The 14179-nt window shown below is 52.9% G+C and carries 18 protein-coding genes and 1 pseudogene; 5 read left to right on the top strand and 14 right to left on the bottom strand.

Annotated elements, in window-relative coordinates; all coding sequences use genetic code 11:
- Positions 1–37: 37 nt before the first annotated feature.
- On the bottom strand, positions 38–316 hold the full coding sequence (locus MUN86_RS03710) for a 2TM domain-containing protein (RefSeq protein WP_245121882.1): 279 nt from the start codon (positions 314–316) through the stop codon (positions 38–40).
- A gap of 172 nt (positions 317–488) precedes the next feature.
- On the opposite strand from MUN86_RS03710, the gene MUN86_RS31605 reads away from it, so the two are divergent.
- The 3 genes from MUN86_RS31605 (at position 489) to MUN86_RS03700 (ending at position 1621) form a co-directional block, all read left to right on the top strand.
- Positions 489–785, top strand: coding sequence for a hypothetical protein (locus MUN86_RS31605; protein ID WP_311181779.1), 297 nt, complete (start codon positions 489–491; stop codon positions 783–785).
- Positions 671–1057, top strand: a complete 387-nt coding sequence (locus MUN86_RS03705; RefSeq protein ID WP_311181778.1) for a macro domain-containing protein — start codon at positions 671–673, stop codon at positions 1055–1057. Before MUN86_RS31605 ends, MUN86_RS03705 begins: the two co-directional genes overlap by 115 nt.
- 105 nt (positions 1058–1162) lie before the next feature.
- A complete protein-coding gene (locus MUN86_RS03700) occupies positions 1163–1621 on the top strand; it encodes a DoxX family protein (RefSeq protein ID WP_245121879.1) in 459 nt (152 codons plus the stop codon).
- A gap of 11 nt (positions 1622–1632) precedes the next feature.
- On the opposite strand, the gene MUN86_RS03695 is transcribed toward MUN86_RS03700, so the two are convergent.
- From MUN86_RS03695 to MUN86_RS03660, 8 genes are all read right to left on the bottom strand, one after another.
- On the bottom strand, positions 1633–2424 hold the full coding sequence (locus MUN86_RS03695) for an alpha/beta fold hydrolase (protein WP_245121876.1): 792 nt from the start codon (positions 2422–2424) through the stop codon (positions 1633–1635).
- 105 nt (positions 2425–2529) lie between these two features.
- A complete protein-coding gene (locus tag MUN86_RS03690) occupies positions 2530–3078 on the bottom strand; it encodes a DUF502 domain-containing protein (RefSeq protein ID WP_245121872.1) in 549 nt (182 codons plus the stop codon).
- Between the two features lie 109 nt (positions 3079–3187).
- Positions 3188–4072, bottom strand: coding sequence for a 4-hydroxy-3-methylbut-2-enyl diphosphate reductase (locus tag MUN86_RS03685; protein WP_245121869.1), 885 nt, complete (start codon positions 4070–4072; stop codon positions 3188–3190).
- Between the two features lie 107 nt (positions 4073–4179).
- Entirely contained in the window at positions 4180–4908 is a 729-nt protein-coding gene (cmk, locus tag MUN86_RS03680; protein WP_245121866.1) for a (d)CMP kinase, read from the bottom strand.
- 100 nt (positions 4909–5008) lie between these two features.
- Positions 5009–5317, bottom strand: a complete 309-nt coding sequence (locus MUN86_RS03675) for a hypothetical protein (RefSeq protein ID WP_245121863.1) — start codon at positions 5315–5317, stop codon at positions 5009–5011.
- Between the two features lie 114 nt (positions 5318–5431).
- Positions 5432–5833: a hypothetical protein gene (locus MUN86_RS03670; protein ID WP_245121860.1), complete on the bottom strand. Its 402-nt coding sequence runs from the start codon at positions 5831–5833 to the stop codon at positions 5432–5434.
- Between the two features lie 10 nt (positions 5834–5843).
- Positions 5844–6518, bottom strand: a complete 675-nt coding sequence (locus MUN86_RS03665) for a hypothetical protein (protein ID WP_245121857.1) — start codon at positions 6516–6518, stop codon at positions 5844–5846.
- 120 nt (positions 6519–6638) lie between these two features.
- On the bottom strand, positions 6639–7337 hold the full coding sequence (locus MUN86_RS03660; protein ID WP_245121855.1) for a hypothetical protein: 699 nt from the start codon (positions 7335–7337) through the stop codon (positions 6639–6641).
- A 297-nt stretch (positions 7338–7634) separates the two neighbouring features.
- On the opposite strand from MUN86_RS03660, the gene ade reads away from it, so the two are divergent.
- A complete protein-coding gene (ade, locus tag MUN86_RS03655) occupies positions 7635–9290 on the top strand; it encodes an adenine deaminase (protein ID WP_245121852.1) in 1656 nt (551 codons plus the stop codon).
- A gap of 83 nt (positions 9291–9373) precedes the next feature.
- Here ade and MUN86_RS03650 read toward each other — a convergent pair whose 3' ends face one another.
- Positions 9374–9784, bottom strand: a complete 411-nt coding sequence (locus MUN86_RS03650) for a response regulator (protein WP_245121849.1) — start codon at positions 9782–9784, stop codon at positions 9374–9376.
- Positions 9785–9853: 69 nt separating this feature from the next.
- A pseudogene (locus tag MUN86_RS03645) lies at positions 9854–10828 on the bottom strand (PLP-dependent cysteine synthase family protein); the annotation flags it as partial.
- Between the two features lie 619 nt (positions 10829–11447).
- Here MUN86_RS03645 and sucD point away from each other — a divergent pair.
- Entirely contained in the window at positions 11448–12329 is an 882-nt protein-coding gene (gene sucD / locus MUN86_RS03640; protein WP_243800076.1) for a succinate--CoA ligase subunit alpha, read from the top strand.
- Positions 12330–12406: 77 nt separating this feature from the next.
- On the opposite strand, the gene MUN86_RS03635 is transcribed toward sucD, so the two are convergent.
- The 3 genes from MUN86_RS03635 to MUN86_RS03625 form a co-directional block, all read right to left on the bottom strand.
- Positions 12407–13129, bottom strand: a complete 723-nt coding sequence (locus MUN86_RS03635) for a hypothetical protein (RefSeq protein WP_245121847.1) — start codon at positions 13127–13129, stop codon at positions 12407–12409.
- Between the two features lie 224 nt (positions 13130–13353).
- The gene (locus tag MUN86_RS03630; protein ID WP_245121845.1) at positions 13354–13491 is read right to left on the bottom strand and encodes a hypothetical protein; all 138 of its coding nucleotides are present in this window, start codon (positions 13489–13491) and stop codon (positions 13354–13356) included.
- 2 nt (positions 13492–13493) lie between these two features.
- Positions 13494–14117, bottom strand: a complete 624-nt coding sequence (locus MUN86_RS03625; RefSeq protein WP_375379461.1) for an outer membrane beta-barrel protein — start codon at positions 14115–14117, stop codon at positions 13494–13496.
- Positions 14118–14179: the final 62 nt, after the last annotated feature.

Here is a 14179-nt window from a genome sequence, read left to right as displayed (position 1 = left end):
GCAAGCTACCGATACTTAGTTCTCGGTCCGTCATTGCTTACTGCCGGCGTTGGCGAATTAAGTTTTCGTATTCGCGCTCGGTTTGTTGTTCTTCTCCGATGCCTGCATAGGCCCGGATTCCTCGCAGCAGTAATCCAAACCCCCAAAAAGCCCCTACCCATAGCGGCCACGGCATAGGCACAGACTCGAACCCAGTTAGAGCCCAGATTGCCCAAAGCAGCGCATTCACCAAGATGTATGTCACCAAGTGCGCCTTGAATTTGGCGCGGTCTTTCGCGATGTACCAAAGTTGCGGATCACGGTCAGGAGTTTCCATGGCGGAAGTAGCGTGTAGTTGATTGATGCCTAAACGTATGGCTTCTGTTACGTTCTTACTATAATACCTTTCCCAAGCTGCAATTCAAGCCACTCAAGCACCGAAAACGGCTGCTCAACCGCAGCCCATGAGTTGGCTGGCGCGTATGAAACTTATCCAAACCCGACTACTTATGCCTACCTCCCCTACCACTGCTGCTTGGCGTGCCGAAGCCAAGTCTTACGGCCGTATCTTGCTGTACCGCGGCGACATTACGGGCGTTGATACCGACGCTATTGTGAATGCAGCTAATTCCAGCTTACTCGGGGTGGCGGCGTTGACGGGGCCATTCACCGCGCTGGCGGCCCCGAAATCTTGGAAGCTTGCCGCCGCTTGCGGGCTGGTCATTACGGCAAAGGCCTATCCACAGGCAAGGCAGTTATCACCACCGCAGGCCGGCTGCCTGCCCGGCACGTCATTCATACGGTAGGGCCAGTCTGGAACGGAGGACACAAGCAGGAGCCCGAACTGCTGGCCAATTGCTACCGCAACAGCCTGAACTTGGCGGCTGAAAATCAGCTTCATAGCATAGCTTTCTCTAGCATTAGCACCGGTGTGTATCGCTACCCGAAAGCGGAAGCCACTGCTATTGCCGTGCGGGAGGTGCGGGCATTTTTAGAGCAGCACGACTTGCCGCAAGAAGTGGTGTTTGTGACGTTTGATGAGGTCAGCTTTCAGCTGTATGAGCGAGAATTAGAGTAGCAGCGAGCAGTAACTTATTGAAATAAAAAGCAATAAATTACAGGTATCCAATGCCGTCCCGATCTAGCCTACGACATTCCTCCCACCTTCTTACACGAAAAAGTCATGGCACTCTCCACTCCCACCCACCCCGCCGGACACAGAACGAAAAACAGCGCCAGCAACCCCGTCTGGATGGATGCATTACGCATTCTGTTGGGCTTGTTTCTGTTCATCAAAGGCGTCTCGTTCCTGAGCAAAAGTAGTGACGTGTACTACCTCCTGAGCCAGCAGCAAAGCCTAGGCGAGCTAAGCAAAGCGCCGCTCTTCTTTAGCATTGTGCATATGCTCGGTGGCTTAATGATTGCCTTCGGCGCATTGACCCGGCTGGCGCTTCTGTGCCAAATGCCTATTGTGTTTGGCGCGGCGTTAGTAGTCAACCCACAACGCGGGGTCAATACAGGCAACACGGAGCTTTGGCTGTCCTTACTTGTTTTGGGCCTGCTCTTATTTTTTATGATCAAGGGTCCTGGCAGGCATTCCATTGACAACAAAGTATTCCGCCCCCAACCGGACCTGTCGTAACCTGTTTCGCGCTACACCCTGACTTCGGGATGCCGCCGCAGATACGCCGCTACGTTGTAGATAAGCCCCGCGTGGCCTGCTTCTAGCACTATAGTTTCGGCCCCTTGCAGCAAACCAATGAACCGCTGCAAACCGGCGTGCGGAATCACTTGGTCGTGACGACCCAGGAAGAAAGTGACGGGTGTCGGACGGCGGTTTAGCAGTTGTGCTAAGCCGCGCAAGCTGAAGGTCAGCAGCCGGAAACCAACCCAGCTGCGGTACACGCGCAATCGTTTCTCACGGCTCTCTAGCTGCCATTCGGCAAAGCGCACGAGGTTGGAGGGTACTAAGCGGCGTTGTTCGAGCGTGCCTAAGAACTGCAAGAGCCGCTGAGGCCGCAACACGGCGCGGCCCAGCACTCCGCGCATCCAAGGCGGATACGTAGCCAACGAATACCAAAATTGCCGCTGCAGCCCATCCGGCGCAATTAGCCATACACGTTGTACGCGGCTTGGAAAGCTCTCGACAGCGGTGAGGGCAAACTTGGCTCCCATGCTAAACGCCAGCAGGCTGAAGCTTTCAATGTTATTTGTCTTCAGAAACTCGCTCAACAGCTCGCTTAGGCGTTGCTTGGTGAGCGGGGCATCTACTTTGGCTAGTCGGCTGCGGCCATGGTAGAATAGGTCGAAGGCATACACCGTCACGTCCGGGCCTAGTTCCCCGATTAGGGTGCGCCAATGTCCCTCGCCTTGCCCATAGCCATGGAACGCCAGAATCACGCGGGGCCCGGAGCCGTAGGCGCGGTAGTGCAGCTTAGTGGGCATATGGGCGGTGGCTATTGCAGATCATAGCCACTTCAACTACCCTACGAGAAGAACTGTTACGCCGAGCTTGCCGAAACGCCTTCGTCATCAAGCGCAGCGCACCCCTTAAATCAAGCGTGAGACGCCGCCCGACACAATGAACTTCATAACCTCACTGCTTGGCATATCTAGATAAGTGATGTTCGCAGCGGGCATCAGTACTAGCTCACCAGAGAAGTTGTAGGAATGCGGAAAGTACACGGCCAGTAGCTCTTCACGGTTGATGGCCAGCATCGAGTCTTGCGTAACGAATCCCATTTTGTAGACCTCATCCTGCGCGTTCATCCGGGCCAGCACAGGGGAATTGAACTTCTGGTTGTCGCCCACAAAGGCGTCGAACAGGTCTTTGAGGCTAGAATAAATGATACTGACCAAGGGCGTACGGTGCAGCACCCGCTCGGCAATGACCAGGAAAGGCCGCACCATAAACGACTTTGCCACATACCCAATTATCGTCACTATCACTACCGCGCCGAGCAGCCCCAATCCTGGCACGCCGTAGTTGGGAAATAAGTTGTCGAGCCAATGAAACACGGCGTACAGGATATACCCGGTCAGGCCGATAGGTGCTACAATAAGAAAGCCGTTCAGAAAGTAATTGAAATATTTGCGCATAACGCGAAGGTAGCACTGTGTTAAATGGACAAGGGGCTAAAAGACAAGGAGCTGAAATAACCATTCCAGCCCCTTGTCTTTTAGCCCTTATTTACTGTTTATGTACGTGTTAGGCTACTGCCTCTGGCACTTGCTCGATGCGCTCCTTCACGCGCTGCATCAGCCACATAGGCGTACTTGTAGCGCCGCAGATACCAACTGATTCAGCTCCGTGAAACCACTCCTCGTCGATTTCCAGCTCGTTCTCGACAAAGTAGCTGCGTTCGTTGGTTTTGTTGACCACCGAAAATAAGGCCTTTCCGTTTGAGCTTTTGCGGCCACTCACGAATATTACTACGTCGTGCACGGCAGCGAATTTCGCCAGCGCGGGCTCCCGGTTGCTTACCTGGCGGCAGATGCTGTCATTGGCATCAAACGAATCCAGAGAGCCACCCGCTGCTTTTATACGCTCCTCAATAACAGCCTTCATGTGGTAGAACCCGGCCGTACTCTTAGTAGTCTGGCTGAAGAGCGTAACTGGCCGGGCAAAATCCACTTGGTCGAGGTCGGCTTCCGTCATGACGATGAGGGCCCGGTTGCCAGTTTGGCCATTCAACCCCGCTACTTCTGCGTGACCAGGCTGGCCGTAGATAACGATTTGGCCATCTTGGCGCCGAGTGCTATCGAAGGCATGCTTGACGCGGTTCTGCAGCTTGAGCACTACAGGGCAAGAAGCGTCGATGAGCTCGATGTTGTTGCGAAGCGCCAGCTGATAGGTTTCGGGTGGTTCGCCGTGGGCCCGAATAAGCACTTTGCAGTCGTGCAGTTGCTCGAGTTGAGCTCGGTCGATGATCCGCAGGCCCTGTTCGTGTAGGCGCTCCACCTCCATGCGGTTGTGCACGATGTCGCCCAGGCAATACAGGGTTTCATCGTGAGCCAGTTCGTCTTCTGCCATCTGAATGGCGAATTCGACCCCAAAACAATAGCCAGAATTCTTATCGATGGTAACGTTCATGGATTTCTAGGTGCGTAGGTGCGTGGTACTTGCTGCGTAGTGTTAGAATAAATTTCCCTCGCAATTCTGATGCCTAAGCACTACGCGCTAAGCATCAGACGCTAATCTTATACAACCACTTCGTTGCCATTCCGTTCATTGTCGGCGCTGGAAGCCAAGGCAAACAGCATAGCCGATACACGCTCCAACACAAAATCCACCTGCTCGTCGATCATCATGTGCGTGGTGTCAAGCATCACGGCATCGGCCGCACGGCGCAACGGGCTTTCAGTGCGGGTGGAGTCGAGGTGGTCGCGCTTGCGCAGGTTTTCCACTATCTCCTCCACGGGCACTTCTTCACCCTTCACAGCTAGTTCTTCCTGCCGCCGCTCGGCGCGGGTTACGACGTCGGCCGTCATAAATATTTTGACTTCGGCGTCCGGAAAAACCGTGGTGCCGATGTCGCGGCCATCCATCACTACCCCGCGCTTACGGCCCATACGTTGCTGCTGCGCCACCATGGCGTGGCGCACGGCCGGAATGCTCGATACTTCACTCACCAAATTGGAAATACGCATCTGCCGGATTTCATCTTCCCGAATGTGCCCATCAAGGCACAGTTCGTTGCGGCCCGTTTTACGGTTGCGCTTGAAAGAGATGTGCATCTCGTGCAGTGCCTGCTCTATGCGAGGCAAATCGTCAAAGCGAATATTGTTCTCGAGCAGATACAGCGTCACGGCGCGGTACATGGCGCCGGTGTCGATGTAGGCGTATCCTAGCTCGGCGGCCACGGCTTTGGCCGTGGTGCTTTTGCCGCAAGAGGAGTAGCCGTCGATGGCAATGACGATTTTTCTCATAGTTACATCGGTCGGCGGAAAACCGGTACTGGTACCGGAATCCAGGTTCTGCGCGGTGACGGGTTCAGAAGCTTGGTTGGCAATGAAGCAAAAAACTCCGCTACCGACTCAGCCATTCCCCGCTTAAACTGTTGTTCGATAAAGAAATGAGGATGCAAAAAGAAGTTTTGTCCGATCTGCACACCTGCGGTGCCACGCGTGTCAGCACGCCACCAGCCCCAAAGCTACGGATGATACACTCGCCTAAAAAACATCCCAACGCATTTACTACTGCTTCGCGGCTTTCGGCCGGCACACTAGAGCGCTCATTCTCAATAAAATCGGCTAGTGCTTGCACGGCCTTTTCATCGAACTGAGGTAGGTTAAGATTTTTTCGTACGGCTTCGGCCGCTTCTTGCAAATGGCGCATGGGTACAGGCGTTAATATTTCATCTGAAATGGCTGCAAACCCCCTGCTTACAGACCCCCAGACTATTCTAATCTACTACCTGTAGAGTTTAGCCCCTACTTTTTTGGGCGAATTTTACGAAATCAACTGTCTACGACCTGGATTTTCTAGGTGAATGGGTACTGCTGCAAAAAAAGCAACAACCGATTCAGCTAAGCCTTTGTCTAGTTGCTCCGCTATTCGGAAGAACGGATTGAAGAAGTGCTGCTGGTTGATGCCTACTCCGGTCGTACCATCGGGGCCCTGCGCCCAGGTGCCGTTATAGGTTTCAACGAGGCATTGCCCCAAAAAGCAGCCGAGAGCTGTTGTTATGCCTTCCCGGTTGGCAGCCGATAAGGTGGGGCGTTGCGCTTCGATGAAGTCGGCTACTTGTTGCACCGCAGCGGCATCAAAGGCGTTAGCTCGTAATTGCTGGCGTACGGCGTCGGCGGCTGCACGCAGTGCAGCAACAGGAGATTCAGGAGCTGAAGCAGACATCAGTGGAAAATTAACGGGCCGGTTGGGCTGTGGATTGTAAAGATTGCTGGATCTTCCAATACACGTAGCGTTCAAGCAACTCCGTGGCGTCGCGGCGAGGGCGGTACTGCTTTGCCCGCAACCCGGCAGCTAGCTCCGGGTTGTCGCCGAGTAGCTTGAGCATAAGTTGGTTGAACTTCGCCGTTTTGGTAGGCAGCATTTGCCATCCTCCTTGTCCTTGCCGCAACAGCAACCGGCTGGAAAGCGCCGTTAACAAGGTAGCAGGCCGCTGTGGGTCGTAAGTGAGTAGCTGAAAACCACCGTCCCGATACAACTGGCGTCCGAAGGCTGCAGGTAGCAACCCACGGCGCCGTCTAAAGGGAAAGTGGCGCGTGACTACAACCAGGTCACGCGCGGCCACCACGGTGTCACCCATCGTCACGAAGCGTCTCAGCTCTGTGGGAAAATACGCTTTGAATGTGCTGCCTGCATCGCTCAAATAAACCCGGTCATTTTCCCAACTTTCTATCTGCACGGAATGCCAAGCGCCATCGTTGCTCTGATACCGGCCCGCGTGTCCAGATCCACGATGTAGTGCCGGGTCTTCGGTTAAAGCAGGCGTGGTCGCAGGAAAAGCCGCGGGCTTGCGTTGCGCTTGGGCCGCTGCTGTCAAAGTAACTATGAATAGAAAAAGCAGAATGCGCATGAGTTTGCTGTTACTCTAGCACGATGGCATCTATGCCTAGGCATAAAGAATACTAGCAAACTCGCTTAAATGCGAAAGTAAAATGAGCTAAGGCTCGTTACTGGAAGTGTATCACTTGCATTATTCGCGAAAGATAGTATTCGCCTCCTCATAAGTCACCTGTGTCACCTCCCGCTTAAACAAGTAAGCATACAGAATACGCTTTAAATCTGTTGGGCCAACCTGTTTCGCACGTATCTGCTGGCATAGAATTGCAGCATCAATAAAAATAGGCGCCATGTAACGGGCGAACTTTTCTTCCGCATATGGTACTACAACCAGCATTGTATCGGTTGCTGGTTTCAACAAGTTCGTCGTATAGAAGCTTGGACTACGCGAATATTGCCCTGCACCTAGATTGCTGTCGAAGCCAGCGAATCGCTTGTGCTCTAACATTTGAATTTTGCCAGACATTAAGACACGAGCAAAATCAGCTGATTCAAAAGGCTTTTTTTCTGTTTCATCCAGCATGCGGAAGTGATGCACTACCGCGAACGAATCACGGCCAATAACAAAACTGTGCAGAGCAGTGGGAAATAGATTGGCAGGCTCTTGCTTTTTGCCTTTGTCTACCTGCAGAACATTTTTCTCTCGGTCCATCCAGACACGGATGTTGCCAGCGTGACGGGTACCGTCTGCCAAAGTGTAATGACCTGGCTTATACTTTCCTGCAACTGCTTGCTCCGTCAACCCCACATGTTGACCTTGGGTCCATGCTGGTGAAGCACTTAAGCTCAATAGAATAACTATCAGCGAACAACACGATAAAATGAATTTCACTAATAAAGAGATAAACTAGTATAAATAGTAATAAGCTAAAGGATAATCGCTACGCTAATGACTATCGCAGGGGCACGGGATTTTGCCTATAGCCGCCTTGCGTTTATACGACGCAGTCTTTTTCTGCTGCGGGGTGCGGCTGGCACAGCCCGTGGTAGCAAGGCCTGAGCCCAAGAAAAGGGCAGTTATCAAGTAAGTGGCAATCTTTCTCACTGACGCAGATTTTAACAAATATATGGTTCTTTACCCGTCTGCCGCTCTTGTGCGGCAAGTCTTGTACAGCTTCTCCCCTAACTTATGCCCGCTGAATTTAGTTTACAGGCCAACGCCATCGACCTGTTTGCCAATACGATAGTCCCTGCCGTTATACACGTAGCCGACGGCCGCATCCGGGCCATCGAGCCAACGGGTGCTTCCGCTCCCGACCCGAGCTTGCCGTATGCGTTGCCAGGTTTCGTTGATGCCCACGTCCATATTGAAAGCTCACTGCTAATACCGGCAGAATTTGCCCGGCTGGCCGTAGTGCATGGCACGGTCGCCACGGTGTCGGACCCGCATGAGATTGGCAATGTGCTTGGCGTGGCGGGCGTAGAATTCATGCTGGAAAGTGGGCGACAGGTACCGTTCAAGTTTTGCTTTGGGGCGCCCTCGTGTGTGCCAGCCACGCCTTTTGAAACGGCTGGTGCCGAAATAACGGCGCAGGACATCGAACAATTGTTTCAGAACCCGGAAATCGGGTACTTGGCGGAGATGATGAACTGGCCTGGCGTGCTGAACCGCGATGCAGGCGTGATGGAGAAAATTCGGCTGGCGCAGCAGTACGGCCGCCCCGTAGACGGCCACGCCCCCGGCTTGCGCGGTGCCGACGCCCAGCGCTATGCGGAGGCTGGCATCAGCACCGACCATGAATGCTTTACGGCCGAAGAAGCCCTCGACAAACTGGCCGTTGGCATGAAGATTCTGATTCGGGAAGGCTCCGCAGCCCGCAACTTCGACGCACTGATTGACTTGCTGCCGGAGCACTACGAGCACATGATGTTCTGCTCCGACGACAAGCACCCCGACACGCTGGTGCTCGGCCACATCAATCAGCTAGTACAGCGCGCCGTGGCTCGCGGACAAGACGTGCTGAAAGTGCTGCGCGTGGCCTGCCGCAACCCCGTCGAGCATTACCGTTTGCCCGTTGGCCTGCTCCACGTTGGTGACCCTGCTGACTTCATTGTAGTAGACAACCTGACGGACTTTCAGGTGCGCCAAACATACTTGAACGGCGAGCTAGTAGCTGAAAACGGCAGCACTCTAATTCCTTCGGTACCTGGCCGCATCGTTAATAACTTCCATGCTCGTCCGGTCAGCGCGCAAGAATTTCAACTACGCACTCCAACCAACGAGCCCTCTACTATCAGGGTCATTGAGTGCTTCGATGGGCAGCTTATCACTGCTCGCCACGACCTGACGGCCCGGGTGGAAAATGGGTTGGTGGTGCCTGACCTGGCGCAAGATATTCTGAAGCTTACCGTTGTGAACCGCTATCAGCCGGCGCCGCCCGCGGTGGCCTTCATCCGAGGCTTTGGCTTGAAGCACGGCGCTCTAGCCAGTAGTGTCGGCCACGATTCGCATAATATTACGGCCGTTAGCTGCGATGATGAGAGTTTGGCCCGTGCCATAAACTTGGTGATGGAAGCCCAAGGTGGTTTAGCCGCTGTTGGGGCCGACGGGGAGGAACTGGTGCTACCACTGCCCGTGGCCGGGTTGATGTCGGAGCAGGATGGTTACCGCGTGGCGGAATCGTATGCGGCTATTGATGCGCTGTCGAGGCAGCTTGGCTCTCCGCTCGGGGCTCCGTTTATGACGCTCTCTTTTATGGCCTTGTTGGTTATCCCAAGCTTGAAGTTGAGCGACAAAGGTCTGTTTGATGGGGAAGCATTCCGCTTTGTGGAGGCGGTAGTGTAAGGATTTCCTACCAAAAGAAAAGCCGCCCTTGTAGTACAAGGGCGGCTTTTCTTTTGGTAGGAAATCTGTTTTAAGGCAGAAGGTTAAAAACGCTTTTTCAGCAGCTTTTCCATCTTCTCTTCGGTTAGCGGCTTAGCCAGATATTCTACGTCCGGGTATTGGGCTACGCGGGCGGTGTCGGCGGCGTGCATGGAAGTGGTGAGCACCGCCATAACCGTTTTGGCTTTTGATTGATCGGGCAGGGCGTCGTAGAGTTTCAGGAACTCGAAACCGTCCATGCCCGGCATCTTCAAATCGACGAACACCAGCGCGGGTACCGCATCAGGGGCAACAGGCGCGTTTTCTTCGCCCCACAAAAACTGAAATGCCTGCTCTGCTTTCCGAAAAGTGTGCACTTGGTCGGCAACGTCGAGACGACTAAGCAAGCGGTTGTTCAGGAAACTAGTGGTTTCATTATCATCAACCAGTACTATGCTGCGCAGCTTCTTCGACATAAGACAATTTGGTTTCACTAAAGCTCGAACGGGAACAAAGGAAAGACGCTGAAATAAGGTTTTGGTTTACAACCAGCCTTGCTCCCGCATCCAATCATCGTTGTAAATCTTACCCAAGTAACGGGTGCCGTGGTCAGGCAGGATGACAACCATCGTGTCGTCTTCCTGGAGGTGTTCCCGGGCGTATTCCAGCGCCCCGTACACTGCCGAGCCGCAAGACCATCCGACGAACAAACCCTCTTCCTTCGCTAGGCGGCGCGTCATGACGGCTCCGTCTTGGTCTGTGACTTTGATGAACAGATCAATGACATCGAAGTTAACATTCTTAGGCAAAATATCTTCGCCAATGCCCTCGGTCTTGTAAGGATAGATTTCGTTTTTGTCGAAAATCCCGGTCTCCTTATACTTCTTGAAAACCGACCCGTAGGTGTCGATACCAACCGATACGAGGTCGGGATTTTGTTCTTTCAAATACTTGGAAGTGCCGCAAATGGTACCGCCGGTACCCACTCCGCATGCGAAGTGCGTAATTTTGCCATCCGTCTGTTTCCAGAGTTCAGGGCCGGTATTTTCGTAGTGCGCGGCCGTGTTCGACAGGTTATCGTACTGGTTCGGGTAGAAGGAGTTGGGTGTTTCGGCCGTGATGCGGCGCGCCACTGAGTAGTAAGAGCGTGGGTCGTCAGGCTCTACGTCAACGGGGCAGATTACCACTTCGGCACCCACCGCCCGTAGGATATCTTGCTTTTCCTTGCTTTGCTTGTCGCTCATCACAAAGATGCACTTGTAGCCTTTGGAAATAGCGGCCAACGCCAACCCCATTCCGGTGTTGCCGGAAGTGCCTTCTACAATAGTACCGCCAGGCTTGAGGATGCCCGCTTTTTCGGCGTCCTCGATCATCCGTACCGCCATGCGGTCTTTCACGGAGTTGCCGGGGTTGAAGTATTCTACTTTGGCCAGAACGGTACCTTTGATACCGTCCGTAACCTTGTTGAGCCGCACCAGCGGCGTATTGCCGATGGCTTCGACTATATTATTCAGGTACATGAGAGGGGAATTGTTAATGAGGGGGCCACAAAGGTACGGATTTGCCGTGGTAGCCTCAGGGAGTTGCGTCGTTTCGCAAGTTGCCCCGTGTTATAACCCTAGAAATTAAATACTTGTTGCAATTGCCTGGCGCGTCCGTTTGGCATTGCACTCATTGGAAGACCGCCCACATTGCTATCTAGCTGCAGAGCTTGCCCCTGGTTGATTGACAGCAAGGCGTCGTAGGGTTAGGTAAATTACCAGATACATAGTTCCCTAGTTATTACCTCAGATCATATATACCTCCAATGGTTCGGTAGCCGCAGCTTTAGGTCAGTCGCTTTTGTTGCGCTGGGCTTACAGTTAAATCAATTTATTGCGCAGTTCTTTTTCATGCGCCGCCGCTTCCCTCTAGACCTTATTGTGCAACATAGAAGCACATCGTACTCTTAGTAAGACGCTAAGAGGATTTCTTATCCATGCAGATTTGCTCAGCAGCAGGTTTGGCTAGCTACGCATTAGGAGGGAATCAGCTTGTGACTTGCCACCGGCCCAAAAAAGGCTACTTTTGCGCACCGGCTGCTTTCACAGCACCTTTTTTGCACCCCCAACCGCAACCTATCTTTAACCCCCTCTCTACATGAGTGTTCTGGTCAACAAGGATTCTAAAGTGATTGTGCAGGGCTTTACTGGCTCCGAAGGCTCGTTCCATGCCCAGCAGATGATTGAGTACGGCACCAACGTAGTGGGCGGCGTTACGCCCGGCAAAGGCGGCACCCAGCACCTCGACCGGCCTGTGTTCAACACCGTAGCCGAAGCAGTTGAGCAAGCCGGCGCCGACACCAGCATCATCTTCGTGCCCCCAGCTTTCGCCGCCGACGCCATCATGGAAGCCGCCGACGCAGGTATCAAAGTCATCGTCACCATCACCGAAGGCATCCCAACCAAGGACATGATTGCGGTGAAAGAATACCTGAAAGGCCGCGAAGGTCTGCGCATGATTGGGCCGAACTGCCCCGGCGTAATGACGGCCGGTGAATGCAAAGTGGGCATCATGCCTGGCTTCATCTTCACGAAAGGCAAAATCGGCATCGTATCGAAATCAGGCACGCTGACCTACGAAGCGGTAGACCAACTGACCAAGGCTGGCCTCGGCCAAACCACCGCCATCGGTATTGGCGGCGACCCCATCATTGGCACCACCACCAAAGAAGCCGTGGAACTGCTCATGAACGACCCCGAAACCGAGGGCATCGTGATGATCGGTGAAATCGGCGGCGGCATGGAAGCCGAAGCGGCCCGTTGGATCAAAGAAACCGGTAATAAGAAGCCTGTAGTAGGCTTTATCGCCGGTCAGACTGCACCTCCCGGTCGCCGCATGGGCCACGCAGGTGCCATTGTAGGTGGTGCCGACGACACGGCTGCCGCTAAGATGGCCATCATGCGCGAGTGCGGCATCCACGTAGTGGATTCGCCTGCCGAAATTGGTGACACGATGCTGCGTATACTGGGCGGAAAGTAATTTCTGTCTAGCTTAATTTACTGAAAAAGCCCCGGCGTAAGTCGGGGCTTTTTTGTTGTACCATATGGAACAGCTAGTTATTGCAGCGGCCATTGAGGTTGCCATACCACACCAATGCTAAGTATCACTGCTGGGATGCCTGTGGTAGACCACTGATCGTCGAGCGTTTCGTTTTGATTTGAATAATCAGGTGAGTCAAGGTTGCTGCTCGACAATCCTATTGAAGATTGCAAGTACCAGCTTTCGTTTTGGCCTAGTCGGCGGCGATTGTTTAGTACTAACTGATGACGATAGTTATCAATGTTGGAGACAGGTTGCCCGCTGCTCATCAATTTGCTGAAGGACGCATGATCTACTCGATAAGTCAGACTGTAAGTGCTGAATGGCAATTCACAGGCAGCCCCTATTTGTCCGAATAGCTTGCTGTATTGACCTTGCATATGTCCTCCGCCCAAGAAACTATCCTGACGGTTGGTAGTGGCGTAGCCACCGCCGGCTGTGGCGTTCAGCAACCAGTTCTCTCCAATATTCCAGTATCCTCCCATTCCTAGCTCTCCCTGACGGTTTCGGATATAGTGGCCCCCGCCTGTGTTAAGGCCAACTTTTCCCGCACCAGTCACTACAACGTGGGGCAAGGGTGAGTAAGCTCCTACAGTTTCCACTAATACTGAAGGGTTCATACTGGCCGCTACTTCAAGCTGCCCCTGGCGTTCTAGTAGAGGCATACTGGACTGCATAGGTACGTATACTGTACAGCCAGTTAAGGATATAAAAGTTAAAGCGAGTAATGTATTTTTCATATGCAACTCAACTAATAGATACGTCAAGTTGCTTGTCTTTGCGTTGGCTATGAAACCAATGCTTCAGTTATTTAGACTTCTTCCTGTTGACTTTCTGAAAGCAAAATTTCTGAAAAACATAATGGGTAAAGAATAGAGAAGGATTCTTCTGAATTATAAGCTGACTTTTTAAGGTCTTCCTCGGCAACGGCAATCTTGCAAATCAATCACCGCATCAACTAGTGTTACTTCCGTCCTTCTTGCCCGCCTACGTTCACTATTATACCTAACTGGAACACCGAGTTGGACGCTTTCAGAAACTTGCGGGTGCGCAAACCGAAATTGCTGCCACTGATAAGCTGTAGTTGCAGCGGCCCTGCCACTTTTATGCGGGTGTAAGTAATTGGTTCGAGGAACACGTTGTCCTCGGGGCTTGAACGACCCCGTCAAGTTTTAGATCATTGAGTTGCATGTAGCTGGCACGAAGCGCCGTGCCGTAGTTGAACTCCCAGTCGCGGCCTAAGAGGTGGAAGCTTTCTTCGTCTTTCGAGGTATAGTTTACTTGTACGAAATACTTCTTGAGCTTTCCTTCTGCGCTTTGGTCAGTGATGTTGGTTTCGTTGTTGAATCTTGTGCGTTTGGTATTACCTGCACCCAAGCCGCCGTACACTTCCAATACGCGCTGGTCTTTGCGCAGGCGCGTGAAGTACCCTACACCAGCTTCCACAAAATCGTGGTCCACTGACTCCCGTTCTGCTTTATTACCGAAAAAGCTTTCTTTCTTATTGGAGTGTAAAAAAGAAGCTGAACCCATAACACCAATGTGTTCACCCACAGCGTAAGCACCTTGTAAAGCAGCATTTTGGCTGAAATTGCCGTGAACACCCGCGCTCCATTCGCCCTTTTGCGTGAGGAGAGGCACTTGGGGTGGCGGCGGAAAATAAAGAGACGAACAACTAGCTAACAGAGGCAAACTCGATAAGAGGACTGCACGAAGCAAACGGATCATAAAGGACAGGCAGGAACGGGGTAAGTGAAAGCAAAACGTGCGAATCCATACTTCGTTGTGTG

Origin of the sequence: Hymenobacter volaticus, from assembly GCF_022921055.1 — a bacterium.
Taxonomy (GTDB): Bacteria; Bacteroidota; Bacteroidia; order Cytophagales; family Hymenobacteraceae; genus Hymenobacter; species Hymenobacter volaticus.
The sequence above is the reverse complement of the archived record's forward strand: the minus strand, read 5'-3'. Positions and strand labels throughout refer to the sequence as shown.